Source organism: Streptomyces sp. P9(2023) (genome assembly GCF_032436795.1).
GTDB lineage: Bacteria > Actinomycetota > Actinomycetes > Streptomycetales > Streptomycetaceae > Streptomyces.
Genome location: NZ_JAUPWM010000010.1, coordinates 25,262 through 46,525, shown reverse-complemented (window position 1 = coordinate 46,525; position 21,264 = coordinate 25,262). Strand labels below are relative to the sequence as shown.

The 21,264-nt window shown below is 71.9% G+C and carries 23 protein-coding genes; 8 read left to right on the top strand and 15 right to left on the bottom strand.

The features are described from left to right. Positions 1-83 precede the first annotated feature (83 nt). Positions 84-1,451, top strand: coding sequence for a GH1 family beta-glucosidase (locus Q5762_RS16610; RefSeq protein ID WP_315892887.1), 1,368 nt, complete (start codon positions 84-86; stop codon positions 1,449-1,451). On the opposite strand, the gene Q5762_RS16605 is transcribed toward Q5762_RS16610, so the two are convergent. After that, on the bottom strand, positions 1,426-2,292 hold the full coding sequence (locus tag Q5762_RS16605; protein WP_315892886.1) for an oxygenase MpaB family protein: 867 nt from the start codon (positions 2,290-2,292) through the stop codon (positions 1,426-1,428). The two genes, Q5762_RS16610 and Q5762_RS16605, sit on opposite strands and share 26 nt — an antisense overlap. Positions 2,293-2,450: 158 nt before the next feature. Beyond that, on the bottom strand, positions 2,451-2,939 hold the full coding sequence (locus tag Q5762_RS16600) for a hypothetical protein (protein ID WP_315892885.1): 489 nt from the start codon (positions 2,937-2,939) through the stop codon (positions 2,451-2,453). Between the two features lie 166 nt (positions 2,940-3,105). On the opposite strand from Q5762_RS16600, the gene sph reads away from it, so the two are divergent. After that, a complete protein-coding gene (gene sph / locus Q5762_RS16595) occupies positions 3,106-4,095 on the top strand; it encodes a sphingomyelin phosphodiesterase (protein ID WP_315892884.1) in 990 nt (329 codons plus the stop codon). A gap of 100 nt (positions 4,096-4,195) precedes the next feature. Here the strand turns inward: sph and Q5762_RS16590 are convergent, their stop codons facing one another. Both Q5762_RS16590 and Q5762_RS16585 read right to left on the bottom strand, forming a co-directional pair. Next, positions 4,196-4,684 carry a hypothetical protein gene (locus Q5762_RS16590; protein WP_315892883.1) on the bottom strand — a complete coding sequence of 163 codons (489 nt, stop codon included), beginning with the start codon at positions 4,682-4,684 and terminating at the stop codon, positions 4,196-4,198. A gap of 125 nt (positions 4,685-4,809) precedes the next feature. Then, on the bottom strand, positions 4,810-5,397 hold the full coding sequence (locus tag Q5762_RS16585; RefSeq protein ID WP_315892882.1) for an SUKH-4 family immunity protein: 588 nt from the start codon (positions 5,395-5,397) through the stop codon (positions 4,810-4,812). A 100-nt stretch (positions 5,398-5,497) separates the two neighbouring features. On the opposite strand from Q5762_RS16585, the gene Q5762_RS16580 reads away from it, so the two are divergent. Beyond that, complete coding sequence (locus tag Q5762_RS16580; protein ID WP_315892881.1) at positions 5,498-6,271, top strand: MerR family transcriptional regulator; 774 nt, start codon at positions 5,498-5,500, stop codon at positions 6,269-6,271. Here Q5762_RS16580 and Q5762_RS16575 read toward each other — a convergent pair. The 6 genes from Q5762_RS16575 to Q5762_RS16550 all read right to left on the bottom strand — a co-directional run bounded on the left by Q5762_RS16575 (position 6,268) and on the right by Q5762_RS16550 (position 13,506). Beyond that, entirely contained in the window at positions 6,268-7,179 is a 912-nt protein-coding gene (locus Q5762_RS16575) for a hypothetical protein (RefSeq protein ID WP_315892880.1), read from the bottom strand. The two genes, Q5762_RS16580 and Q5762_RS16575, sit on opposite strands and share 4 nt — an antisense overlap. Next, positions 7,176-7,556: a hypothetical protein gene (locus Q5762_RS16570; RefSeq protein ID WP_315892879.1), complete on the bottom strand. Its 381-nt coding sequence runs from the start codon at positions 7,554-7,556 to the stop codon at positions 7,176-7,178. The genes Q5762_RS16575 and Q5762_RS16570 overlap by 4 nt, the downstream gene beginning before the upstream one ends. Positions 7,557-7,690: 134 nt before the next feature. Beyond that, positions 7,691-9,868, bottom strand: a complete 2,178-nt coding sequence (locus Q5762_RS16565) for a 3-hydroxyacyl-CoA dehydrogenase NAD-binding domain-containing protein (protein WP_315892878.1) — start codon at positions 9,866-9,868, stop codon at positions 7,691-7,693. Positions 9,869-9,913: 45 nt separating this feature from the next. After that, a complete protein-coding gene (locus Q5762_RS16560) occupies positions 9,914-11,131 on the bottom strand; it encodes an acetyl-CoA C-acetyltransferase (RefSeq protein ID WP_315892877.1) in 1,218 nt (405 codons plus the stop codon). A gap of 78 nt (positions 11,132-11,209) precedes the next feature. Beyond that, the gene (locus Q5762_RS16555) at positions 11,210-12,352 is read right to left on the bottom strand and encodes an acyl-CoA dehydrogenase family protein (RefSeq protein ID WP_315892876.1); all 1,143 of its coding nucleotides are present in this window, start codon (positions 12,350-12,352) and stop codon (positions 11,210-11,212) included. Next, on the bottom strand, positions 12,349-13,506 hold the full coding sequence (locus Q5762_RS16550) for a CaiB/BaiF CoA-transferase family protein (RefSeq protein WP_315892875.1): 1,158 nt from the start codon (positions 13,504-13,506) through the stop codon (positions 12,349-12,351). Before Q5762_RS16550 ends, Q5762_RS16555 begins: the two co-directional genes overlap by 4 nt. A gap of 148 nt (positions 13,507-13,654) precedes the next feature. Between Q5762_RS16550 and Q5762_RS16545 the strand changes: the two genes are divergently transcribed. Then, positions 13,655-14,161, top strand: coding sequence for a hypothetical protein (locus Q5762_RS16545; RefSeq protein WP_315892874.1), 507 nt, complete (start codon positions 13,655-13,657; stop codon positions 14,159-14,161). An 81-nt stretch (positions 14,162-14,242) separates the two neighbouring features. Beyond that, a complete protein-coding gene (locus Q5762_RS16540; protein WP_315892873.1) occupies positions 14,243-15,451 on the top strand; it encodes a saccharopine dehydrogenase NADP-binding domain-containing protein in 1,209 nt (402 codons plus the stop codon). 25 nt (positions 15,452-15,476) lie between these two features. Here Q5762_RS16540 and Q5762_RS16535 read toward each other — a convergent pair whose 3' ends face one another. The 3 genes from Q5762_RS16535 to Q5762_RS16525 are packed head-to-tail and all read right to left on the bottom strand — an operon-like array spanning position 15,477 to position 16,745. Continuing rightward, positions 15,477-15,851 carry a VOC family protein gene (locus tag Q5762_RS16535; protein ID WP_315892872.1) on the bottom strand — a complete coding sequence of 125 codons (375 nt, stop codon included), beginning with the start codon at positions 15,849-15,851 and terminating at the stop codon, positions 15,477-15,479. Beyond that, on the bottom strand, positions 15,848-15,982 hold the full coding sequence (gene mmpA / locus Q5762_RS16530; RefSeq protein ID WP_315892871.1) for a morphogenic membrane protein MmpA: 135 nt from the start codon (positions 15,980-15,982) through the stop codon (positions 15,848-15,850). Before mmpA ends, Q5762_RS16535 begins: the two co-directional genes overlap by 4 nt. 58 nt (positions 15,983-16,040) lie before the next feature. After that, positions 16,041-16,745 (bottom strand): endonuclease V, encoded by a 705-nt coding sequence (locus tag Q5762_RS16525; protein WP_315892870.1) that lies wholly within the window; start codon positions 16,743-16,745, stop codon positions 16,041-16,043. An 84-nt stretch (positions 16,746-16,829) separates the two neighbouring features. Here Q5762_RS16525 and Q5762_RS16520 point away from each other — a divergent pair, with 84 nt between their 5' ends. After that, positions 16,830-17,129 (top strand): YciI family protein, encoded by a 300-nt coding sequence (locus Q5762_RS16520; RefSeq protein ID WP_315892869.1) that lies wholly within the window; start codon positions 16,830-16,832, stop codon positions 17,127-17,129. Between the two features lie 4 nt (positions 17,130-17,133). Here the strand turns inward: Q5762_RS16520 and Q5762_RS16515 are convergent, their stop codons facing one another. Further along, the gene (locus tag Q5762_RS16515; protein WP_315892868.1) at positions 17,134-18,264 is read right to left on the bottom strand and encodes an oxidoreductase; all 1,131 of its coding nucleotides are present in this window, start codon (positions 18,262-18,264) and stop codon (positions 17,134-17,136) included. A 178-nt stretch (positions 18,265-18,442) separates the two neighbouring features. On the opposite strand from Q5762_RS16515, the gene Q5762_RS16510 reads away from it, so the two are divergent. After that, positions 18,443-18,853 (top strand): SsgA family sporulation/cell division regulator, encoded by a 411-nt coding sequence (locus tag Q5762_RS16510; protein WP_315892867.1) that lies wholly within the window; start codon positions 18,443-18,445, stop codon positions 18,851-18,853. A gap of 267 nt (positions 18,854-19,120) precedes the next feature. Next, positions 19,121-20,755: an ATP-binding cassette domain-containing protein gene (locus Q5762_RS16505; RefSeq protein ID WP_315892866.1), complete on the top strand. Its 1,635-nt coding sequence runs from the start codon at positions 19,121-19,123 to the stop codon at positions 20,753-20,755. Here the strand turns inward: Q5762_RS16505 and Q5762_RS16500 are convergent. Then, positions 20,741-21,214, bottom strand: coding sequence for an ATP-binding protein (locus tag Q5762_RS16500; protein WP_315892865.1), 474 nt, complete (start codon positions 21,212-21,214; stop codon positions 20,741-20,743). The genes Q5762_RS16505 and Q5762_RS16500 overlap by 15 nt on opposite strands. Positions 21,215-21,264 lie beyond the last annotated feature (50 nt).

Sequence of the window (21,264 nt, the reverse complement as noted above, 5' to 3'; positions counted from 1 at the left end):
GTGGCCGCCTCGGGCCGGTCTCCCCCGGGCCCACCGTGCCGGGCAGACCGTATCCCTCCTACTCTCACAGGAGTTCTCCGTCCATGAACGCTCTCTTCCCTGACGGCTTCCGCTGGGGCGCGGCCACCGCCGCCTACCAGATCGAGGGGGCCGCCGCCGAGGACGGCCGTACCCCGTCCATCTGGGACACCTTCAGCCGTACGCCGGGCAAGGTGCGCAACGGCGACACCGGTGACATCGCCGCCGACCACTACCACCGCGTGCGCGAGGACGTGGCCCTGATGAAGGATCTCGGCCTCACGGACTACCGCTTCTCGCTCTCCTGGTCCCGGGTCCAGCCGACCGGGCGCGGTCCGGCCGTCCAGAAGGGGCTCGACTTCTACCGGGGCCTGGCCGACGAGCTGCTCGACGCCGGGATCCGGCCGGTCGCCACGCTCTACCACTGGGACCTGCCGCAGGAGCTGGAAGACGCGGGCGGCTGGCCGGAGCGGGTGACCGCGGAGCGCTTCGCGGAGTACGCGGGGCTCGCCGCCGAGGCGCTCGGCGACCGGATCACCACCTGGACGACCCTCAACGAGCCCTGGTGCTCGGCCTTCCTCGGTTACGGCAACGGGATGCACGCCCCGGGCCGCACCGACGACGCGGCCGCCCTGCGCGCCGCCCACCACCTCAACCTCGCCCACGGCCTGGCCGCGCGGGCGCTGCGGGCGGCCGTGCCCGCCTCGGCGGAGCTCTCGCTGACCCTCAACCTGCACGCGATCCGTGCACTGTCGGACTCCCCCGAGGACACGGACGCGGCCCGCCGTATCGACGCCGTCGCCAACCGGATCTTCCTCGACCCGGTCTTCCACGGCCGGCTCCCGGCCGATCTGGTCGAGGACACCGCCCGGATCACGGACTGGTCGTTCGTCCGGGACGGCGACCTGGAGGCGATCTCCACGCCCATCGACTCGCTCGGCGTGAACTACTACACCCCCGCCGTGGTCGGCGCCGGCGTCTCGGAGTCCCCGTCGCCGTATCCCGGCGCGCCGGAGCAGGTGCGGTTCGAGGCGGCGCCCGGGCCGCGCACGGCGATGGACTGGCCGGTGGACGCGGACGGCCTGTACGAGCTGCTTGTCCGGCTGCGCGACGAGCTGCCGGGCGTACCGCTGCTGATCACCGAGAACGGCGCGGCGTACGACGACTACGCCGACCCGGAGGGGAACGTCCACGACCCGGAGCGGGTGGCGTACCTCGACGCCCACCTGGCGGCGACGCACCGCGCGCTCGCCGACGGCGCCGACGTGCGCGGGTACTTCCTCTGGTCGCTCCTGGACAACTTCGAGTGGGCCTACGGGTACGGCAAGCGGTTCGGGATCGTGTACGTGGACTTCCCGAGCCAGCGCCGTACGCCGAAGGACAGCGCGCGCTGGTACGCGGAGGTGATCAGGCGCGGGGGGCTCGCCCGCTGAGCCTCGCCTCGCGGCGAGCTTCACGCGCGATGGGCAGGTAGCGGAGCCGTTCGGGGAGTACGGGCACCATGGCCCGTACGATCCGGGCGAAGCGGCGGAGCCGGCGCTCCTGCTCGTCGGTCCACTCCAGGCCGACGGCCTCGCGGGCGTCCGGGGGCATCAGGCCGACGGTGACGAAGGCGCGGAAGCGGGCGAGGCGGGGCAGGATCAGCGGCCACACCGCCCGGAGCAGCAGCCGTAGCGGCAGGGGACCGCGGTCGGGCGGCGGTACCGGCTGATCGGTGGCGACCAGCTCGCGCAGCACGACGGTGGCCTCCAGCTCGCCGAGCATCTTGCGGTAGTACGGCCAGAACTCCTCGACCGTCTGTGGCATGTCCCGGTCGTGGATGCCGAGGATGCGGCCGACTTGGAGCCACTCCGCGTAGAGCTGCCGTTCCTGGGCCTCGGTGAGCGGGCGGTGCAGCAGGCGCAGGCCGTGGTGGTAGACGGGGAAGCCGGTGGCGTGCACCCAGGAGTAGTGGGACGGGGTCAGCGCGTGGTAGCGCCGGCCGTGGGCGTCGGTGCCCTGGATGGTCCGGTGCAGCGTGCGGAGCCGGCGCCCTTCCTCGATCGCGGCCTCGCCGCCGTACACCCAGAGCAGCGCGGAGCGCAGCGAGCGCTCGCCGCGGCCCCAGGGGTCGGTCCGGAAGACCGAGTGCTCGTCGACGCCCGCGCCGACGGCGGGGTGGGCGACCTGGAGGGCCAGGGCGGAGGGCAGCATGAGGAGCCCGCGGATGTCCCCGGCGACGCTCCAGAGGACACCGCCGACGGGGGGTGGCTGGGGCGGGCGCGGTTCGGTCATACGGGCGTTCTCCTCATGCTCTCAGCCTGCGCCTTGCCGGGCGTTTCCGGCAAAGGCGGCAACAGTGACGTAGGGGCACAAAAGAATCGGGGCCGCTTCCCGGGCGTCGGCCCGGGGCGCGGCCCCGATCACATGGTGCGTGGTGGTTGTGGTGCGCGTCAGCCGCGGTCGGCGCCGACCGGCTCGCCGACGATACGGCCGGCCAGGGCGCGGGCCCAGGCCTCGACGTCCTGGTTGAGCTCGCGCTCGGCGGCGTCGCGCTCGGCGGCGATGCGCTCGGCACCGGCGGCCAGGATCGCGTCGCGCTCACGGTTGCCCTCGGCACGGGCGGCGGCGATGGCGGCCGCGCCCTCCTCGGTGGCCTGCGAGCGGATGCGGGCGGCCTCGTGGCGGGCCTCGGCCAGCTCGGCCTCGTACTGCTCGCGGATCGCCGTGGCCTGGGCACGGAGGCCGTCGGCGCGGCCTTCGCCACCCGCGGTGGCGTCCTCACGCTCGGCGAGGGTGCGGTTGATCTTCGGCAGGATGCCCTTCGCCAGGATCAGGAAGGTCAGGGCGAACAGCACCACGCCAAGGATCAGCTCAGCCGTGACGGGGTTGAGCGGACCGAGGTCCATGTCGAAGATCGTCGAATTCTGCGCGAGGGTCATGCGCGCATGATACCCGCTGGGCAAGCCACGATTTCCGCGCCCTTCGAACCTGTATACACAACCTTCATGCTGACATGACCGCGCAAGGTTCCCGGCACCCAATGGCTACCGCAAGGTAACTACGGCTGATTTGATGTGGCGCGCTGCTCCAACCCCCCACCTACATATGGGAGTTTCCGTGCCGCTCGCCGCACACCGCCGTCGTGCCTCCGGCGCCGCCCTGTCCCTGGCGCTCGCCGCCGCGACCCTGGCCACCGCAGCCCCCTCGGCCTCCGCAGCCGAGACGCCCCGCCTGAAGGTGCTCACCTACAACACCTTCCTGTTCAGCAAGTCGCTCTACCCCAACTGGGGCCAGGACCACCGGGCCAAGGCGATACCCGCCGCGTCCTTCTACCAGGGCCAGGACGTGGTCGTGATCCAGGAGGCGTTCGACAACTCCTCCTCGGACGCGCTCAAGGCGAACTCGGCCGCGCAGTACCCGTACCAGACGCCGGTCATGGGCCGCAGCAAGACCGGTTGGGACGCCACGAGCGGCGCCTACTCGGCCACGACGCCCGAGGACGGCGGCGTGACGATCCTCAGCAAGTGGCCGATCGTCCGCAAGGAGCAGTACGTCTACAAGGACGCCTGCGGCGCGGACTGGTACTCGAACAAGGGCTTCGTCTACACCGTCCTCGACGTGAACGGCGCCAAGGTCCACGTCGTCGGCACGCACACCCAGTCCACCGACCCGGGCTGCTCGGCGGGCGAGGCGGCGCAGATGCGCAGCCGCCAGTTCAAGGCGATGGACGCCTTCCTCGACGCCAAGAACATCCCGGCGAACGAGCAGGTCATCGTGGCCGGCGACATGAACGTCGACTCGCGGACCTCCGAGTACGGCACGATGCTGACCGACGCGGGCCTGGTGGGCGCGGACGCGCGTACCGGTCGCCCGTACTCCTTCGACACCGAGCTGAACTCGATCGCCTCCGAGCGCTACCCGGACGACCCGCGCGAGGACCTCGACTACGTCCTGTACCGCTCGGGCAACGCGCGCCCGGCGAACTGGACGAACAACGTGGTCCTGGAGCAGAGCGCGCCCTGGACGGTCTCCAGCTGGGGCACGAAGTACACGTACACGAACCTGTCGGACCACTACCCGGTGACGGGGTTCTGAGCGGCCCGACGGTGCTGACCGCCTAACCTACCGACCCGACCGGCCTGGGTCTCAAGGACGAGCCGTCCTTGAGACCCAGCCGTCGTCACGGGGCCCTAGTCTAGTACCCGTACGCGCCGAAGACGCTGTACGCCCACAGACCCACGACGCCGGCGACGCAGATCATCACCACCCACGAGGCGAGGCCGGTGTGCCGGCTCTTACGCGGGCGGGGGGCCTTGGTCCCGGTCCTCGATCCGGCCGGGCGCTCGGCGCGGGCGGCCTTCTCGCGACGGGCCCGGGGCGGCGGGATCGTCTCCGCCGCGGCGACGTCGGCGAGCAGGCGACGGCAGACCGCGGCCAGCTCGGCCGTACCGACGGAGAGGTCGACCACGGTCTCGGAGCGGGCCGGTGCCGTGGTGCCGCCGTCGAGGAGACGCCCGGCGCGCAGCCGGGCCTGGTTCCTACCCCCGGTCGGCGCGAAGCTGATCCAGCGCTCCACGTGCTCGCCCCGGATCACGACCCCACCGCCGCGCTCCCGGTACACGGTGTGTTCCCGCCACAGGACTCCGGCCAACTCCGTGGCCGTCTCCCTGAGTTCCGTGTACATGGCCCTCCCCTGTCGACTTCCCCACCTTCGAACAAGCATGTGACTCTAGCGGCAGGTACACGCCAGGTCTCCGCGCGGGTGCGCGGCCGGTCGCCGGCACGGGCCGCGTGGACGCGGTCGGTCCGTCAGATCAGGTCCTCGAAAACCTGGTCCCAGAACTCCGAGTCGTGCACCAGCAGGTCCCCGACGGTCATGCGCTCGCGGAGAGCGGTGACGGCCGCCGCTCGGGCGGTGTCGTCGGAGGTTTCCAGCGCGTCGGACGACTCGGCGATCAGGCCGAGGAGCACGGCCAGCGCGGGGAGGGACTCGGAGGCCGGGCCCTGCCAGCCGTCCGCGTGGTCCCAGCCGTTGGGGTCGTAGTGGGTGATGCCGCCGTCCGCCGCTTCGAGCATCAGGTGCTGGTCGTTCTGGAGGGCTACGGTGAAGCAGAAGTTCACCGGCGGGGAGTCGTCGTCGGGGTAGCGGTTCCCGTAGAACTCGTCCGCGTCGCACGGTTCCAGCGCGTCCTCGTCCCGCAGGTGCCTGGTGTCGATTCCGACGGCGTCCAGGTGTACGGCGGGGAAGCCGACTCTCAGGAGGAAATCCCTGGAGCCGGCGTGAGTCAGCTCCGGCGGCAGATCCGCCTCGGAAGGCCGCCAGAGGGAACCCTCCCCCAGCCGCTCCTCCAGCCATGCCGCGTCCGGTATCGACGGGATGTCTTCGCTCTTCACCATGCCCCCATGGGTCCGTTCTCTTTTACATCGGTGGTGAGACAGCAATACTGTTCCACCTAGCGCAACGGCACAGCACAGTACCGAAAGCGAGGCGCCCCAGATGGCCACCGAGAGCGACGTGCCGACGTTCACCGTCGACGAGTTGGCCGCTCGCGCCGGTGTCACCGTACGGACCGTGCGGTTCTACGGGACCAAGGGGCTGCTGCCACCGCCCGTCATCGGGCCGCGGCGGGTCGGGCAGTACGGGCCCGGGCACCTCTCCCGGCTCGCGTTGATCGAGGAGCTCCAGCGGCGGGGGATGACGCTCGCCGCCATCGAGCGGTATCTGCACGCACTGCCGCCCGATCTCAGCGAGCGCGACCTCGCCGTGCACCGGGCCCTGATCGCCGCCTGGGCGCCCGAGTCCGCCGAGGAGATCACCCGGCGCGAGCTGGAGCGGCGCGCCGGGCGGGGCCTCGGGGACACGGACGTCGACCGGCTCGCGGCGATGGGGGTACTGGACAAGGGTGACGACCCCGACGTCTTCCGGCTCGACGCCTCGCTGTTGCGGCTCGGCGTCGAGCTGCTCGACGTCCCCATCGCGCACGAGACGATCCTCGCCTCCCGCACCGTCCTCCTGGAGCACGCGCGCGTGGCGGCGCAGGAGCTGTCCCGGCTCTTCCGGGAGGAGGTCTGGAACCCGTACCGGGAGAGCGCCGAGGACCCGGACCACCTGGCCGCCATGAAGTCGCTCTCCGCGCACATGCAGCCGATGGTGATCCAGGCCCTCGTCACGGCCTTCCAGCGGTCCCTGCAGGAGGAGTTGCGGGCGGCGTTCGGCACGGAGACGGGTACGGGTACGGAGTCCGGTACGGAAAGCGCCGCGGACGGCTAGCCGAGCAGCTTCGGCCGGGTTCCCGGGGTCAGGCCGATCCACACGGTGTCGCTCTCGCGGACGATGTACATCACGTCCTGCTTCACATTCCAGCCCAGCGGGACGACGTAGTACCGCCCGTCGCGTTCCAGGAGCAGGCGCAGCCCGGTGTAGCGGTAGCGATGCCGTACTCCGCTCGGCAGCACATCCTTCGTGACCCTGCTGGTGGGCAGGGCGAGTGGATGGGTGCTGAGGAGCATTACGCCGGTCCATTCGGTGACATGGCGGGCGCGGGAAGCGGCGTCCCGTTCGGCGGTCTGCACGGTGACCTGGGTGAGCGCCCAGAAGAGGAAGACCCCCGCCGCGAAGATCGGCAGCGCCCGGTACCGGAATGCCGTCGGGCGTCGCCCCGTCGCGTCACGGAACTGGCCCATCAGAAGACCGGCCGCGATGACCAGCGGAGCGGTCCAGCCGTACGGCTGGATCTCGCTCCACAGGGCGAGCAGCACCACGCCGACGGCCACGACCGGCAGTTGCAGTCGGCCCGCCAGGACCTCGGCCCGTGAGGGGGCGCGGGGCGCCGCGGCGCCGTTCGGCCAGGACCGCGCCGAGTACCAGGGCACTGCCACGAGGAGCAGGACCACCCCGGCGGCCACCAGGACCTCCAGCTTCAGCATGTGGAGGCTCTGGGTGACCTGCTCGCCGAAGCCCAGGTCGAGCGCGCTGAGGGAGATGTGGAAGTACGCGTAGAAACTGCTGGTGTACATCGCCCCCAGGTAGAACATGAGCGCCGCGATGAACGTCCCTTGCGCGATCACGATCCTGAGGAGCGCGGTGGGGCTGGTCGGCTCGCTCCCCCGGGCGGGCGGGGTGGCCGCGTGCTCGGGCGGCGAATGCTCGGGCGGCGGGTGCTCGTCGGACTCGCTCACGTGCCGTCGGGATCGGGCAGCTCGGGCGGGACCGGAGCCTTGGGCGAGGGGGGCACCGGCGGGGTGAGGGACGGCGCGCTGGTCGGGCCGTCCTCGTCGTCCGTGCGGGAGGCCGTCGGCGGCAGTGGTTCCGGGGCGATGGACTGCTGGTCGTCGCCCGTGGGCCGAGGGTTCGGAGTGTCGTCCGGATCCTCCGACCGGTCCTCGAACGGATCCTCGGACGGATCCTCCGACCGTTCCTCGGACACGACCGACGGCGACGGCTCGTCCGCGGGATCGTCCTTTTCGGAGTCGCATCCGACGAGCAGGGCCACGCACGACACGCTCACCACGGCGAGGATGACGCCACGGATCCAGCGACCGGTCTTGTCCCGCATCCGACCTCCTTGATCGTCTGCGAGCGTAGAGGGACGCGGGGCCCCGCCCCCGCCCCCACACGAGGCGGCCCCGACACACCGCCCGATCGGACGATCGGACCGGTGCGCCGGGACCGCTCAGCGAGGCAAGGACGTCACGCGTCCGTGAAGACCTCGCCCCGCTCCGCCTTCTCCACCAGCAGCGCCGGCGGCTGGAAGCGGTCGCCGTACTTCTCCGCCAGCTCACGCGCGCGTGCCACGAAGCCCGGCAGCCCGCCCTCGTAGCCGTTGATGTACTGGAGCACTCCACCGGTCCACGCCGGGAAGCCGATGCCCATGATCGAGCCGATGTTCGCGTCGGCGACCGAGGTCAGGACGTTCTCCTCCAGGCAGCGGACCGAGTCCAGCGCCTCGGAGAAGAGCATCCGCTCCTTCATGTCCTCGAAGGGGATCTCCACGTCCGCGCGCGTGAAGTGCTCGCGCAGCCCCGGCCACAGGCCCGCCCGCTTGCCGTCCTCCCCGTACTCGTAGAAGCCCGCGCCGCCGCTGCGTCCGGTACGCCCGAACTCGTCGACCATCCGGTCGATGACCGCGTCCGAGGGGTGCCCGGCCCAGGTGCCGCCGGCCTCCTCGATCGCGCGCCGGGTCTCGTTGCGGATCTTCCGGGGCAGCGTGAGGGTCAGCTCGTCCATCAGGGAGAGGACCTTGGCCGGGTATCCGGCCTGCGCCGCCGCCTGCTCGATCGAGGCCGGTTCGACGCCCTCGCCGACCATGGCGACGCCTTCGTTGATGAACTGACCGATCACCCGCGAGGTGAAGAAGCCGCGCGAGTCGTTGACGACGATCGGGGTCTTCTTGATCTGCCGGACGAGGTCGAAGGCGCGGGCCAGCGCCTCGTCGCCGGTGCGCTCGCCCTTGATGATCTCCACCAGCGGCATCTTGTCGACCGGCGAGAAGAAGTGCAGGCCGATGAAGTCGTCCGGGCGGGAGACACCCTCCGCGAGCACGGTGATCGGCAGCGTGGAGGTGTTGGAGCAGAGCAGCGCGTCCGGCTCGACGATGTCCTGGATCTCCTCGAAGACCTTGTGCTTGAGCGCGGTGTCCTCGAAGACGGCCTCGATCACGGCGTCGCAGCCCGTGACGTCGGCGGGGTCGGCGGTCGGGGTGATCCGGGCGAGGAGTTCGTCCGCCTTGGCCCGGGTCGTACGGCCCCGGGAGACGGCCTTGGCGCAGAGCTGCTCGGAGTAGCCCTTGCCCTTCGCCGCGGACTCCGCCGTGACGTCCTTGAGGACGACCTCGATGCCCGCGCGGGCGCACGAGTACGCGATCCCGGCCCCCATCATGCCCGCGCCGAGCACGGCGACCTTGCGGACGGGGCGCGGCTCGACGCCCTGGGGGCGGCTGGCGCCGGAGTTGACGGCCTGGAGGTCGAAGAAGAACGCCTGGATCATGTTCTTCGCGGTCTGGCCGGTGACCAGCTCGGTGAAGTACCGGGCCTCGATGGTCAGCGCCGTCTCGAAGTCGACCTGGGAGCCCTCGACGGCGCAGGCGAGGATGTTGCGCGGGGCCGGGTACGGCGCGCCGTTCAGCTGCTTCTTCAGGTTGGCCGGGAAGGCCGGCAGGTTGGCGGCGAAGCGGGGATTGGACGGGGTGCCGCCCGGGATCTTGTACCCCTTGACGTCCCAGGGCTGCTGCGACTCGGGGTTCGCGTCGATGAAGGCGCGCGCCTTGGCGAGCATCTCCTCCGGCGTGGCGGCCACCTCGTGGACCAGGCCGTTCTCCAGGGCCCGCCGGGGCGCGTACTGGGTGCCCTGGAGCAGCACCTTCAGCAGGGCGTCGGCGATGCCCATGAGCCGTACGGTACGGGTGACGCCGCCGCCCGCCGGGAGCAGGCCGAGCGTGACCTCGGGCAGGCCGATCTTGGAGCCGGGCGCGTCGAGCGCGATCCGGTGGTGGGAGGCGAGGGCGATCTCGTAACCGCCGCCGAGCGCCGCGCCGTTGATGGCGGCGACGACCGGCTTGCCGAGGGTCTCGATGCGGCGCAGGGAGCGCTTGATCTCGGTGCCGGTGTCGAAGGCGAGCTGGGCGTCCTCCGGCCTCAGCCGGATCATGTCCTTGAGGTCGCCGCCCGCGAAGAAGGTCTTCTTGGCGGAGGTGTAGATGATGCCGCGGATGGAGTCCTTCTCGGCCTCGGCGCGGTCGGCGATCGCCGCGATGGAGTCCTTGAACGCCTGGTTCATGGTGTTCGCGGACTGGTTCGGGTCGTCCAGAACAAGGGTGACGACGCCGGTCTCGTCCTGCTCCCAGCGGATGGTGGTGCTCTGGTTGCTCATTGCTGCTTCTCCGTAAGACTGGTGAAGGCCGGGGGGGACGGACGGTCAGACGCGCTCGACGATGGTGGCGATGCCCATGCCGCCGCCGACGCACAGCGTGGCGAGGCCGTACCGCTTGTCCTGGCGCTCCAGCTCGTCGACGAGGGTGCCGAGGATCATCGCGCCGGTCGCGCCGAGCGGGTGGCCGAGCGCGATCGCGCCGCCGTTGACGTTGACCTTGTCGAGGCTGATGCCCATGTCCTTGACGAAGCGGAGCACGACGCCCGCGAAGGCCTCGTTGATCTCGACCAGGTCGATGTCGTCCATGGTGAGACCGGCCTTGGCGAGCGCCTTGCGGGTCGCGGGGGCGGGCCCGGTGAGCATGATGGTGGGCTCGGAGCCCGAGACGGCGGCGGCGACGATCCGGGCGCGCGGCGTCAGCCCGTACCGCTCGCCGACGGCCTTCGAGCCGATGGCGACGAGCGAGGCGCCGTCCACGATGCCGGAGGAGTTGCCGGCGTGGTGGACGTGGTCGATCTTCTCCACCCAGTGGTACTTCTGCAGCGCGACGGCGTCGAAGCCGCCCATGTCGCCGATGGCGGCGAAGGAGGGCTTGAGGGCGGCGAGCGAGTCGGCGGTGGTACCGGGGCGCATGTGCTCGTCGTGGTCGAGGACGACGAGGCCGCTGTGCCGGTCCTTGACGGGGACGACGGAGCGGTCGAAGCGGCCGTCCTTCCAGGCGGCCGCGGCGCGCTCCTGGGAGAGCGCGGCGTATTCGTCGACGTCGCGGCGCGAGAAGCCCTCGATGGTGGCGATGAGGTCGGCGCCGATGCCCTGGGGAACGAACCCGGTCTCGTGGTTGGTCATCGGGTCGGCGAACCAGGCGCCGCCGTCGGAGGCCATCGGGACGCGCGACATGGACTCGACGCCACCGGCGAGGACGAGCTCCTCCCAGCCCGAACGGACCTTCATCGCGGCCATGTTGACGGCTTCGAGGCCGGAGGCACAGAAGCGGTTCTCCTGGACGCCTGCGACGGTGTCGGGCAGGCCGGCGGCGATGGCCGCGATCCGGGCGATGTCGGAGCCCTGGTCGCCGACCGGGCCGACGACGCCGAGGACGATGTCGTCGATCGCGGCCGGGTCGAGCCCGGGGAAGCGGTCGCGAAGCTCGTGGATGAGTCCGACGACGAGGTCGATGGGCTTGGTGCCGTGCAGGGCTCCGTTGGCCTTGCCGCGACCGCGCGGGGTGCGGATCGCGTCGTACACATACGCTTCGGTGCTCACGAGAAGCCTTTCGAGGGTTTCAAGGTTCGGGGATGTCGACGATGAGGGGTGTCGGGCGGAGGGACCAGCGCTTGTCGCCTAGCCCAGCAGGGAACGTCCGATGATCTCCTTCATGATCTCGGTCGTGCCGCCGTAGATGGTCTGGATACGGCCGTCGGTGAACGCCCTGGCCACCGGGAACTCGGCCATGTAGCCGTACCCTCCGTGGAGTTGGAGGCAGCGGTCGGCGACCCGCTTCTGCAGCTCGGTCGCCCACCACTTGGCCATCGAGGCGTGGACGGCGTCGAGTTCCCCGTTCGAGTGATCCACGATGCACCGGTCGAGGAACGTACGGGTGACGGCGCACTCGGTCGCCATCTCCGCGATCTCGAAGCGGATGTGCTGGAGCTTGGCCAGCGGGCGACCGAACGCCTCGCGCTCCTTCACGTACCGGGTGGTGATCTCCAGGAGGTGTTCGGCGGCGGCGATGCCCGCCACGGCGATGGCCATCCGCTCCTGGGCGAGATTGGTCATGAGGTGGACGAAGGCCCCGTTGAGCTCGCCGAGGAGGTTCTCCTTGGGGACGCGGACGTCGTGGAAGAAGAGCTCGGCGGTGTCCTGGGACTTCTGGCCGATCTTGTCCAGGTTCCTGCCCCGCTCGAAGCCCTCCGTCCCCCGCTCGACGACGAGCAGCGAGAGCCCGTGCGCCCCGCCCTCGGGCGTCGTCTTCGCGACCACGATCACCAGGTCGGCGAGGATCCCGTTGGAGATGAAGGTCTTGGAGCCGTTGAGCACCCAGTGGTCGCCCCGGTCCTCGGCGCTCGTACGGATGCCCTGGAGGTCGGAGCCCGCCCCCGGCTCGGTCATCGCGATGGCGGTGATCAGCTCGCCGGTGCAGAAACCGGGCAGCCAGCGGCGCTTCTGCTCCTCGGTGGCGAGCGAGGTGAGGTACGGGCCGATGATGTCGTTGTGCAGCCCGAGGGCGAAACCGGGCGCGCCGGCCCGGGTGAACTCCTCGGCGAGGACGGCGCTGTAGCGGAAGTCGGGGTTGCCGCCGCCGCCGTACTCCTCGTCCACGGCGAGGCCGAGCAGCCCCTGCCGGCCGGCGGCGCGCCAGGCCTCGCGCGCGACGACGCCGTCCTTCTCCCACTGCTCGTAGTGCGGCAGCACCTCCTTGGCGAGGAAGGTACGGACGGTGGCGCGGAAGGCCTCGTGGTCGGCGGTGTAGAGCTGGCGCTTCATGCTTCGGGCTGGCCTTTCAGGGAGGGGACGGCCCAGTCGCGGGCGATCTCGTCGGTGTCGGCGCCGGGCCGGGCGGGGCCGGTGCGGACGGTCCCGGGGGTGACGGAGAAGCGGGGTGCGGGGGCGGGCTGGGTGAGGCCGCCGTGCTCGACGAAGGTGGCGCGGGCGGCGAGGTGCGGGTGCGCGGGGGCCTCGCGGAGGGAGAGGACGGGGGCGACGCACGCGTCGGTCCCCTCGAAGACGGCGGTCCACTCCTCGCTCGTACGGGTACGGAAGCGTTCCGCGACAGCGGTACGGAGCTCCGCCCAGCGGCCGAAGTCGCGGCGGGCGGGGGCGACGTCCTCGATGCCGAGGAGCCGGACGAACTCGTCGTAGAACTGCTGCTCAAGCGCGCCGACGGCCATGTACCGGCCGTCGGAGGTCTCGTACGTGCCGTAGAAGGGGCAGCCGCCGTCCAGCAGGTTGACGCCGCGCCGGTCCTGCCAGCCGCCGGCCGCGAGCATGCCGTGGATCATGGTGGCGAGGTGGGCGGAACCGTCGACGATGGCGGCGTCGACGACCTGGCCCTCGCCGTGCGCGCGGGCGTGCTGGAGCGCCGCGAGGACCCCGACGACGAGGTAGAGCGAGCCGCCCGCGTAGTCGCCGACGAGATTGGCGGGGACGGTGGGCGGGCCGTCCGGGTCGGGGCCGATCATGCCGAGGGTGCCGGTGATCGCGAGGTACGCGATGTCGTGTCCGGCGCTGGCGGCGAGCGGCCCGTCCTGGCCCCAGCCGGTCATCCGGCCGTAGACGAGCTTCGGGTTGCGGGCGAGGCAGGCGTCGGGGCCGACGCCGAGGCGTTCGGCGACGCCGGGCCGGTAGCCCTCGATCAGGATGTCGGCCCGCTCGACCAGGTCGAGGACGGTCGCGGGACCGCCGTCCGCCTTGAGGTCGACGAGGGCGGAGCGCTTGTTGCGGTTGGTGAGGTCGTACGCGGGGTCGATGCCGAGCCCGGGCCCGCCCGGCCGGTCGACCCGGACGACGTCGGCCCCGAGATCGGCGAGCAGCATGGCAGCGAACGGACCGGGCCCGATCCCCGCCAGCTCCACCACCCGCACCCCGGAGAGGGGCCCGGTTCGAGTGGTGGTGTGGGTGGTTGCCGTCGTCGCCGCCATCGAGCCCCCAGCTATGTGACACCAATGATGTAACACCGGTGATGCTAGGAACGTGTTCCACTCCGCACAAGACCCCAGGCCGAGCAAGCGCTTGGAAATTCCTTGGCGCACCCGCCGCGCCCGGACCGGCTGCGGATAGGGTCCCGTCATGCGCATATCACGACGCGGGATCTCCGCCCTGCTCGCGGCACCGCTGACCGCCGCCCTGCTGATCTCCTGCTCCGGCACGGCGGACAAGCCCGCGGACGAGGGCTCGCCCCGTGGCGCGACCGCTTCGCCGCCGGCCGCGGGCGACAGCGGGGCGACGGGTGACGAGGGGCAGCCCGAGAGCGGCGCGGAGCCGACCGCACCGACGGTGCTGGTCAGGGACGCCTTCGCCGGGCTGCAGGCCACGCTCAACGACAGCTGCGCCACGGACTGCGCCTACTTCCTCGGCCGCGTCTACGACGAACTGGACCGGCTCGACGGCGCGATGAAGGCCGACCCCAAGGGGCCCGGCCACTTCCCCGAGCCGATCGCCTGGATCGAGAAGCTGCGGACGACCCTGGCCGGTGACCGCGAGTTCGCGAACCTGAAGAAGCGCCAGGCCCTGCTGATCGGCACCCGGGACCGGATCAACACCTGGATGCAGGGCCACCCCGACGACTACCGCTGACGGTCCGCCGTCCGACCGCGCGGGAGGTACCGCTAGGCTCCGCGCTCGCAGGGGAAGCCGTCGGTGAAGGCGAGGGGCCGGATGGAGAGCGGGAACGGTGTGCGGCGGGGCGACGGGGAGCGGGCGTTCGACGTCGTGCTCTTCGGGGCCACCGGGTTCGTGGGTGAGCTGACCGCGGAGTATCTGGCCGAGCACGCTCCGGTCGGGTGCCGGTGGGCGCTCGCCGGGCGGAGCCGCGCCAAGCTGACCGCGTTGCGTGAGCGGCTGGCGGCGCGGTGGCCCCGGTGCGGCGAGCTGCCGCTGGTGGTCGCGGACTCCGCCGACGCGGTGGCGATGCGCGAACTGGCCGCGTCCGCCCGGGTGGTGGCCACCACGGTCGGCCCGTACGTCTGGTACGGCGAGGCCCTGGTGGCGGCCTGCGCGGAGGCCGGTACGGACTATGTGGACCTCACCGGCGAGCCGGAGTTCGTCGACGAGATGTACGTACGGCACGACGCGCGGGCCCGCGAGACGGGGGCAAGGATCGTGCACGCGTGCGGCTTCGACTCCGTACCGCACGACTTGGGCGTGTACTTCACCGTCCGGCAGCTGCCGAAGGACGTACCGCTGCGGATCGACGGCTTCGTGCGCGCGGGGGCCATCTTCTCGGGCGGCACGTTCGCGTCGGCTCTGACGGCGATGGGCCGCGGCCGGGAGACCCTGCGCGCCGCGCGCGAACGGCGCCTGTACGAGCCCCGGTTGGTGGGCCGCCGGGCGCGCGCCCCGATCGCAGGGCCGCGATTCAGCCGGGAGACCGGCACCTGGGCGCTGCCGCTGCCGACCATCGACGCGCAGGTGGTGGCCCGTTCGGCGCGGGCCCTTGAGTCGTACGGCCCCGACTTCGTCTACCGGCACTACGCCTCGGTCAAGACGCTCCCGATGGCGCTCGGCGGCTCCGCCGTGGTCGGCACCGGCCTCGCCGCTGCCCAACTCGCGCCCGTGCGGCGGTGGCTGATGGATCGTTACGAAGCCGGCCGGGGCCCCAGCGCCGAGCGGCGGGCCCGCAGCTGGTTCTCCGTGCGCTTCGTCGGCGAGGGCGGCGGGCGGCGCGTCTTCACGGAGGTCTCGGGCGGCGACCCGGGGTACGACGAGACGGCGAAGATCCTCGCCGAGTCGGCGCTCTGCCTCGCCCTGGACGACGACCTGCCCAAGACCTCCGGTCAGGTCACGACGGCGGTGGCGATGGGCGACGCGCTCCTCGACCGGCTGCAAGCGGCCGGCATCCGCTTCCGGGTGGCGCACAGGGGCTGAGGCCGAGCTCGGGCGCCGTAGCCCTTCAGTGGCGCACGAGGCAGAAGGGGTGGCCGGCCGGGTCGGCGTAGATGCGCCAGGCCCGGCCGCCGTCCCCTTCGTCGAGCAGCGACGCCCCGAGCGCGAGCACCGCGTCGTGGGCGGCCTCCAGGTCGGTGACCCGGACGTCGAGGTGGAACTGCTGCTCGGGCGCTCCCCAGACGGGCGGGCGGTGGTCGGCCACGCCCTGGAAGGCGAGCACCGGCGCGCCGGCGGCATCGTGCAGGGTGGCCCAGGCATCGCCGACGGCCCACTGCGGGTCGGGACGGTTGACCTCACCGCCCAGCACCTGCTGGTAGAACCCGGCGAGCTCCATGACGTCGGTGCAGTCCAGGACGACGCACTGGAGCGTGCCGATCATGCGAGCACCCAGGCGGCGACGACGTAGATCATGGCGCAGACCCAGGCCAGGGCGAGCAGCCCGGCCCCGGCGAGCAGCACGTTCATGGAGCGCCCGGCGGTGCGTGGAGGGGCGGAGACGGGGGATGTCATGCGCACAAGCCTGCCTCGCGCGATCACCGCCCGCCATCCGTACGCGTACTCAGTCACGCTACTCAGCCCCCGACCGGTCCAGGGCCTCCCGGAGGGCCCGGCGGCAGAGGGAGTCGGCGCGCCGCGTGGTCTCCGGGATGCGGTAGCGCGGCGCCAGCAGCAGGGTGTGGGCGCAGGCGTTGTCGAGGGAGACCCGGTGGCCGACGGAGACGTAGACGGGCTTCACCCCCGCCTGGGTGCGCAGGGCCCGCCCGACCTCCTCGTCCCCCGCCGTCAGAGGGCTGAAGTCGCCCCGGTCCGGGCCGGGTTGCTCGTACGCGAAGGTGAACGGGTTCTTCGCGACGCCGATCGACGGGCGGCCCGTCAGCACGCCGAGGTGGCTCGCGAGCCCGAAGCGGCGGGGGTGGGCGAGACCGTAGCCGTCGCAGACGAGCAGCCCCGGGTCGGCGGTCAGCGAACCGAGCGCGGCGAGCACCGTCGGGATCTCGCGGAAGGCGAGCAGCCCGGGGACGTACGGGAACGACACCCGGCCGACCGCCGTCGCCTCCTCCACGACGGCGAGCGTCCGGGCGTCCAGGACGACGGCCGCGGCGGCGACGAGGTCGCGCTCGTCCTCGTACGCCACGTCGAGCCCGGTGACATGGCCGGTGCCGGGCTCCGGGCCCGGCTCGTCGAGGACGAGCCGGGAGCGCAGTTCCCGCTGCACGGCGCGGGCCGTCGTCTCGTCGGTGGGCCAGCCCTCGGGAACGTCGATGATCGTCATGATGTCGGCCACCCTACGGCGCGCCTCCGTCCGACTGGCGAGCGGTTTTCCCGCCGCCGTCCGGCCCCCGGGTAGCCTGCGATCATGTTCGTTCTGGAATTGACCTACACCGCCCCGGTCGAGCGGGCCGACGCGCTGCTCGACGCGCACGTCGAATGGCTCGACGCGCAGTACGCCGCGGGCGTCTTCATCGCGTCCGGGCGGAAGAACCCGCGGGACGGCGGCATCGTCCTGGCCGCCGGGGTCGACCGCGCGGAGATCGAGAAGATCGTGGCGGCCGACCCGTTCACGGTCGAGGGCGTCTGCGCGTACCGGATCACGGAGTTCTACGCGACGAAGACGGCCGAGGCCCTCGCCCCGTACCGCGAACAGCTCCCTTCCTAGCCGTTCAGCCTCTGCCGAGGCGGGCGATGCGGCCCTTCTCGCCGGAGGCCCAGCACGCGCCGTCCCGCGTGCAGTCGACCGTGTCGTACGAGCCGGTGTCGACGGTCCGCCAGGTGCGGCCGCCGTCCGTCGTCAGGTCCGTGCCGGTCGGGCCGACCGCGAGCGCGGCGTTGGGGGCACCTCCCATGCCGTCAAGGCTATGGGGGAGGGAGTACGGGAGCCACGCGACGCCCGAGCGGTACGCGGGCGGCGGGGCCGAGGCCGCGCTCCAGTGGCGTCCGCCGTCGCCGGTGACCGCGGCCGCGTGCGGCGAGGCCTGTCCCGCCCGGTAGTCGCCGCCGACGGCGATGCCGTGCGTACGGTCACGGAAGGCCAGCCCGAAGACGCCCCGCGCCGGGTCGCCGGCCGGGATGGCCGACTCGGCGACGGTCCAGTTCAGGCCCCGGTCGCGGGAGTGCAGCACGCGCGCGCCGGCACCGCCACCGGTGGCCAGCCAGACGTCCCGCGGCCCGGAGGAGACCAGGCACTGGCCGCTCGCCGCGAACCCGGCCTCGCCGGGCAGCGCGGCCGGCATCCCCGCGTCGGGCAGGACCGCCCACGAACGGCCGCCGTCCCGGGTCGACAGGATCCGGTACTTCCCGTCGACCGGGTCGCTCATGGCGAGCCCGTGCCGGCGGTCGAAGAAGGTCATGCAGTCGTAGAACGCCCGCGGGTCGGTGTTGCGGAAGGACTCCGTCCAGGTGGCTCCGCCATCGTCGGTGCGCAGGACCCGGGAGGCCTCCCCCTCGCCGATGGCGAGAACCACCGCGCGCCGGGCGTCGAACGCCTCGACGTCGCGCAGCTCCAGTTCCCCCGCGCCGGGTGGCGAGACGTTCCGCCAGCTCCGGCCGCCGTCCGTGGTCCGCAGCACCGTCCCCTTCGAGCCCGCCGCCCAGGCTGTCGTACGGTCGACGGCGTCGAGCCCCCGGAAGCGGGCGTCCGTACCGGTCTCCGTCAGCTGCCAGCCGGCTCCGTAGGCCCCGACCGGCGCCGTACCGCCCGAAGTCCCGTGCGCCGGGACCGTCAGGGCCAGTGCGAGGGCCGCCCCGCTCAGTCCCGCCCACATCATTCGTCTCGTCTTCCCCTTGGACGTCATGGCGCCGGAAGCTAGCCCACCCCGAAGACCCCGTCCAGACCGCCTCGTACCGGGCAGACGCGGGGGCGGGCGGTGACACAGCTCACGTGACCCCCCAGTGCACGTTCCGGCCCCTTCGTTCGTCTTCCCTTGTGTCAGGGAGACGTCAGGAACCGAAGCCGCGCGACAGGAGCTGGCCTTGTCCACCGTCATCGAGCAGGCCGTTCAGGCCCGTCTGGTCGCATCCGCGCCCCGGATGGAGACCGTCCCCGCCACACTCCGGTACGACCGCGAGGATCCCTTCGCCGTGAGCATGGCGTTCCCGCCGCCCGCGACGCTGGAGGGCGTCGAGGTGTCCTGGGCCTTCTCGCGCGAGCTGCTCGCGCAGGGGGTCGACGGACCCGCCGGGCTCGGGGACGTCCGGGTCCGCCCGTACGGGTACGACCGCACCGTCGTGGAGTTCCACGCGCCCGAGGGCGTGGCCGTGGTGCACGTGCGCACATCCGAGCTGCGCCGCTTCCTCCAGCGCTCGCAGCACCTGGTGCCGACCGGCCGCGAGCACCAGTACCTGGACTGGGACGAGGACCTGGCCCAGCTCCTGGACGACTGACCGCGCGCCGTCTCCGCATTCGCTTAAATCGTTTGTCTCCGCCCGGCGCCGGGCGTACCGTCCTGACCTGGCCCTGTTGTCGCCCGATCGGAGAAGGCCGTTGCTCGTCTGAGGATGCGAGACACCGTGCCGCGCGTGCCTCTTGCTGCCCCTGAGCAGCGCCGCGTGTGCCGTCTTCGCCCTCGGCGTACGAGCATGTCCCGCCTGCCCGCGCCCCGGTGTCTCACCCGTTGCCCCAGCCCACGCTCTCGCAACAGGGAGGCCCCCATGGCGACCCATCCCACTTTCATCACCTGCTCGTCCCTGTCGTTCTCCTGGCCGGACGGCACCGAGGTCCTGAGCGACTTCCGGCTCGCGGTCGGCCCCGGCCGGACCGGCCTGATCGGTCTGAACGGCTCCGGGAAGTCGACGCTCCTCAAGCTCGTCGCCGGTGAGCTGACCCCCGCCGACGGCACGGTCCGTACGGTCGGCGAGGTCGGCTACCTCCCGCAGAACCTGGTCCTGGACACCGCGCTCCGGGTCGACCAGGCCCTCGGGATCGCCGAGACCCGGGCCGCGCTGCACGCCATCGAGGCGGGCGATCCCGCCGAGGAGCACTTCACCGCGGTCGGCGACGACTGGGACGTGGAGGAACGGGCCCGCGCCACGCTCGACCAGCTCGGCCTCGGGCACATCGGCCTCGACCGGACGATCGGCGAGGTGTCCGGCGGCGAGTCGGTGCTGCTGCGGCTCGCGGCGCTGCTGCTCGCCCGGCCGGACATCCTGCTGCTCGACGAGCCGACGAACAATCTCGACCTGCACGCGCGGAACCGGCTCTACGAGGCCGTGGACGCCTGGTCCGGCGTCCTGGTCGTGGTCAGCCACGACCGTCAACTCCTGGAGCGGGTCGACCAGATCGCCGATCTCCGCGACGGCGAGGTCGCCTGGTACGGCGGGGCGTACTCCGCGTACGAGGCGGCGCTCGCCGCCGAACAGGAGGCGGCCGAACGGATGGTGCGGGTCGCCGAGGCCGACGTCCAGCGGCAGAGGCGCGAACTCTCCGAAGCACAGATGAAGTTGGCGCGCCGGAAGCGGTACGGGCAGAAGAGCTTCGACAACAAGGTCGTACCGAAGATCGTCGCCAACAACCGCAAGGCCGCGGCGCAGGTGTCGGCGGGCAAGCACCGCGCCCTGCACACCGAGCGGCTGGCCGAGGCGCGCGAGCGGCTCGACGTGGCGGTGGAGGCGGTGCGGGACGACGACGAGATCAGGATCGAGCTGCCGCGCACCACGGTCCACCCGGGCCGCGAGGTGCTGACGCTGCGCGATCTGGAACTGCGGTACGGCGCCCGGGTGGACGGCGGCTTCGAGCTGCGCGGGCCCGAGCGGATCGCGCTCGTGGGCCGCAACGGGGCCGGCAAGACGACGCTGTTGCGCACGATCGCCGGGGAGTTGGAGCCGGTGGCGGGCGAGGTCGAGACCCATGTGCCGCTGCGTTTCCTGCCGCAGCGACTCGACGTGCTCGACGACGGGTTGAGTGTGGTGGAGAACGTGGCCCGGTTCGCGCCCGAGGCGACGGCCAACATGATCAGGGCGCGCCTCGCCCGGTTCCTGTTCCGGGGTGCGCGGGCGGACCAGCCGGCCGGGACGCTGTCCGGCGGGGAGCGGTTCCGGGCCACCCTTGCGGCGTTGCTGCTCGCCGAACCGGCACCGCGGCTGCTGATGCTGGACGAGCCGACGAACAATCTGGACATGGCGTCGGTGCGGAAGCTGACGGCGGCCCTGGAGGCGTACGAGGGGGCGTTGATCGTGGCCAGCCACGACGTGCCGTTCCTGGAGTCGCTGGGGATCACCCGCTGGCTGCTGCTCGACGGCGAGCTGCGGCCGACGGACGCGGCGGAGGTCGTGTCAACGGCTCAGTAACGCCCAGGACTTCGTGCCGCCACCGGGCGTGAGCACCGGGGCGAGTCCCCAGTCCCCGCCGCGCCGGTCGACCGCCGCGGCCAGCAGCCACATGCTGCGGCTTCGGCGGTCGCGGCATTCCTCGGCCTTCTCCGCCGAGGAGTGCGCCGGATGCTGGTCGTAGAGGACGATCCGCAACGCCTCGAACTGCCGGCGGACGCGCAGGATCATCTCCCGGTCGGGGGTGAAGCGGTAGGCGGCGGCGACCAGTTCGGAGGCCGCGAGCACGGCGGTGTCGCAGAGCTCGGCCAGACCGTGCCGGGTGAGCAGCGTGCGGACGGCCTGCCGGGCCAGTCCGGCGCAGTAGGCGCCCCCGGGCAGGACCATCGAGTAGCTGAGGTTCTCCGCCGCGGGAGATATGGGCCCGGCCGCGACGGCGGACGGGAGGCAACGCAGGGCGCCCTTCATCGTGTTGCTCACATTTCCTGTGTGTGGGGATGCTCACACACAGATACGGTCGCTGCGTGTGA

Coding starts and splice junctions, on each gene's coding strand:
- Q5762_RS16610 (WP_315892887.1), top strand. CDS start 84: ATGAACGCTCTCTTCCCTGACGGCTTCCGCTGGGGCGCGGCCACCGCC.
- Q5762_RS16605 (WP_315892886.1), bottom strand. CDS start 2,292: ATGACCGAACCGCGCCCGCCCCAGCCACCCCCCGTCGGCGGTGTCCTC.
- Q5762_RS16600 (WP_315892885.1), bottom strand. CDS start 2,939: ATGACCCTCGCGCAGAATTCGACGATCTTCGACATGGACCTCGGTCCG.
- sph (WP_315892884.1), top strand. CDS start 3,106: ATGGGAGTTTCCGTGCCGCTCGCCGCACACCGCCGTCGTGCCTCCGGC.
- Q5762_RS16590 (WP_315892883.1), bottom strand. CDS start 4,684: ATGTACACGGAACTCAGGGAGACGGCCACGGAGTTGGCCGGAGTCCTG.
- Q5762_RS16585 (WP_315892882.1), bottom strand. CDS start 5,397: ATGGTGAAGAGCGAAGACATCCCGTCGATACCGGACGCGGCATGGCTG.
- Q5762_RS16580 (WP_315892881.1), top strand. CDS start 5,498: ATGGCCACCGAGAGCGACGTGCCGACGTTCACCGTCGACGAGTTGGCC.
- Q5762_RS16570 (WP_315892879.1), bottom strand. CDS start 7,556: ATGCGGGACAAGACCGGTCGCTGGATCCGTGGCGTCATCCTCGCCGTG.
- Q5762_RS16565 (WP_315892878.1), bottom strand. CDS start 9,868: ATGAGCAACCAGAGCACCACCATCCGCTGGGAGCAGGACGAGACCGGC.
- Q5762_RS16555 (WP_315892876.1), bottom strand. CDS start 12,352: ATGAAGCGCCAGCTCTACACCGCCGACCACGAGGCCTTCCGCGCCACC.
- Q5762_RS16550 (WP_315892875.1), bottom strand. CDS start 13,506: ATGGCGGCGACGACGGCAACCACCCACACCACCACTCGAACCGGGCCC.
- Q5762_RS16545 (WP_315892874.1), top strand. CDS start 13,655: ATGCGCATATCACGACGCGGGATCTCCGCCCTGCTCGCGGCACCGCTG.
- Q5762_RS16540 (WP_315892873.1), top strand. CDS start 14,243: ATGGAGAGCGGGAACGGTGTGCGGCGGGGCGACGGGGAGCGGGCGTTC.
- Q5762_RS16535 (WP_315892872.1), bottom strand. CDS start 15,851: ATGATCGGCACGCTCCAGTGCGTCGTCCTGGACTGCACCGACGTCATG.
- mmpA (WP_315892871.1), bottom strand. CDS start 15,982: ATGACATCCCCCGTCTCCGCCCCTCCACGCACCGCCGGGCGCTCCATG.
- Q5762_RS16525 (WP_315892870.1), bottom strand. CDS start 16,745: ATGACGATCATCGACGTTCCCGAGGGCTGGCCCACCGACGAGACGACG.
- Q5762_RS16520 (WP_315892869.1), top strand. CDS start 16,830: ATGTTCGTTCTGGAATTGACCTACACCGCCCCGGTCGAGCGGGCCGAC.
- Q5762_RS16515 (WP_315892868.1), bottom strand. CDS start 18,264: ATGACGTCCAAGGGGAAGACGAGACGAATGATGTGGGCGGGACTGAGC.
- Q5762_RS16505 (WP_315892866.1), top strand. CDS start 19,121: ATGGCGACCCATCCCACTTTCATCACCTGCTCGTCCCTGTCGTTCTCC.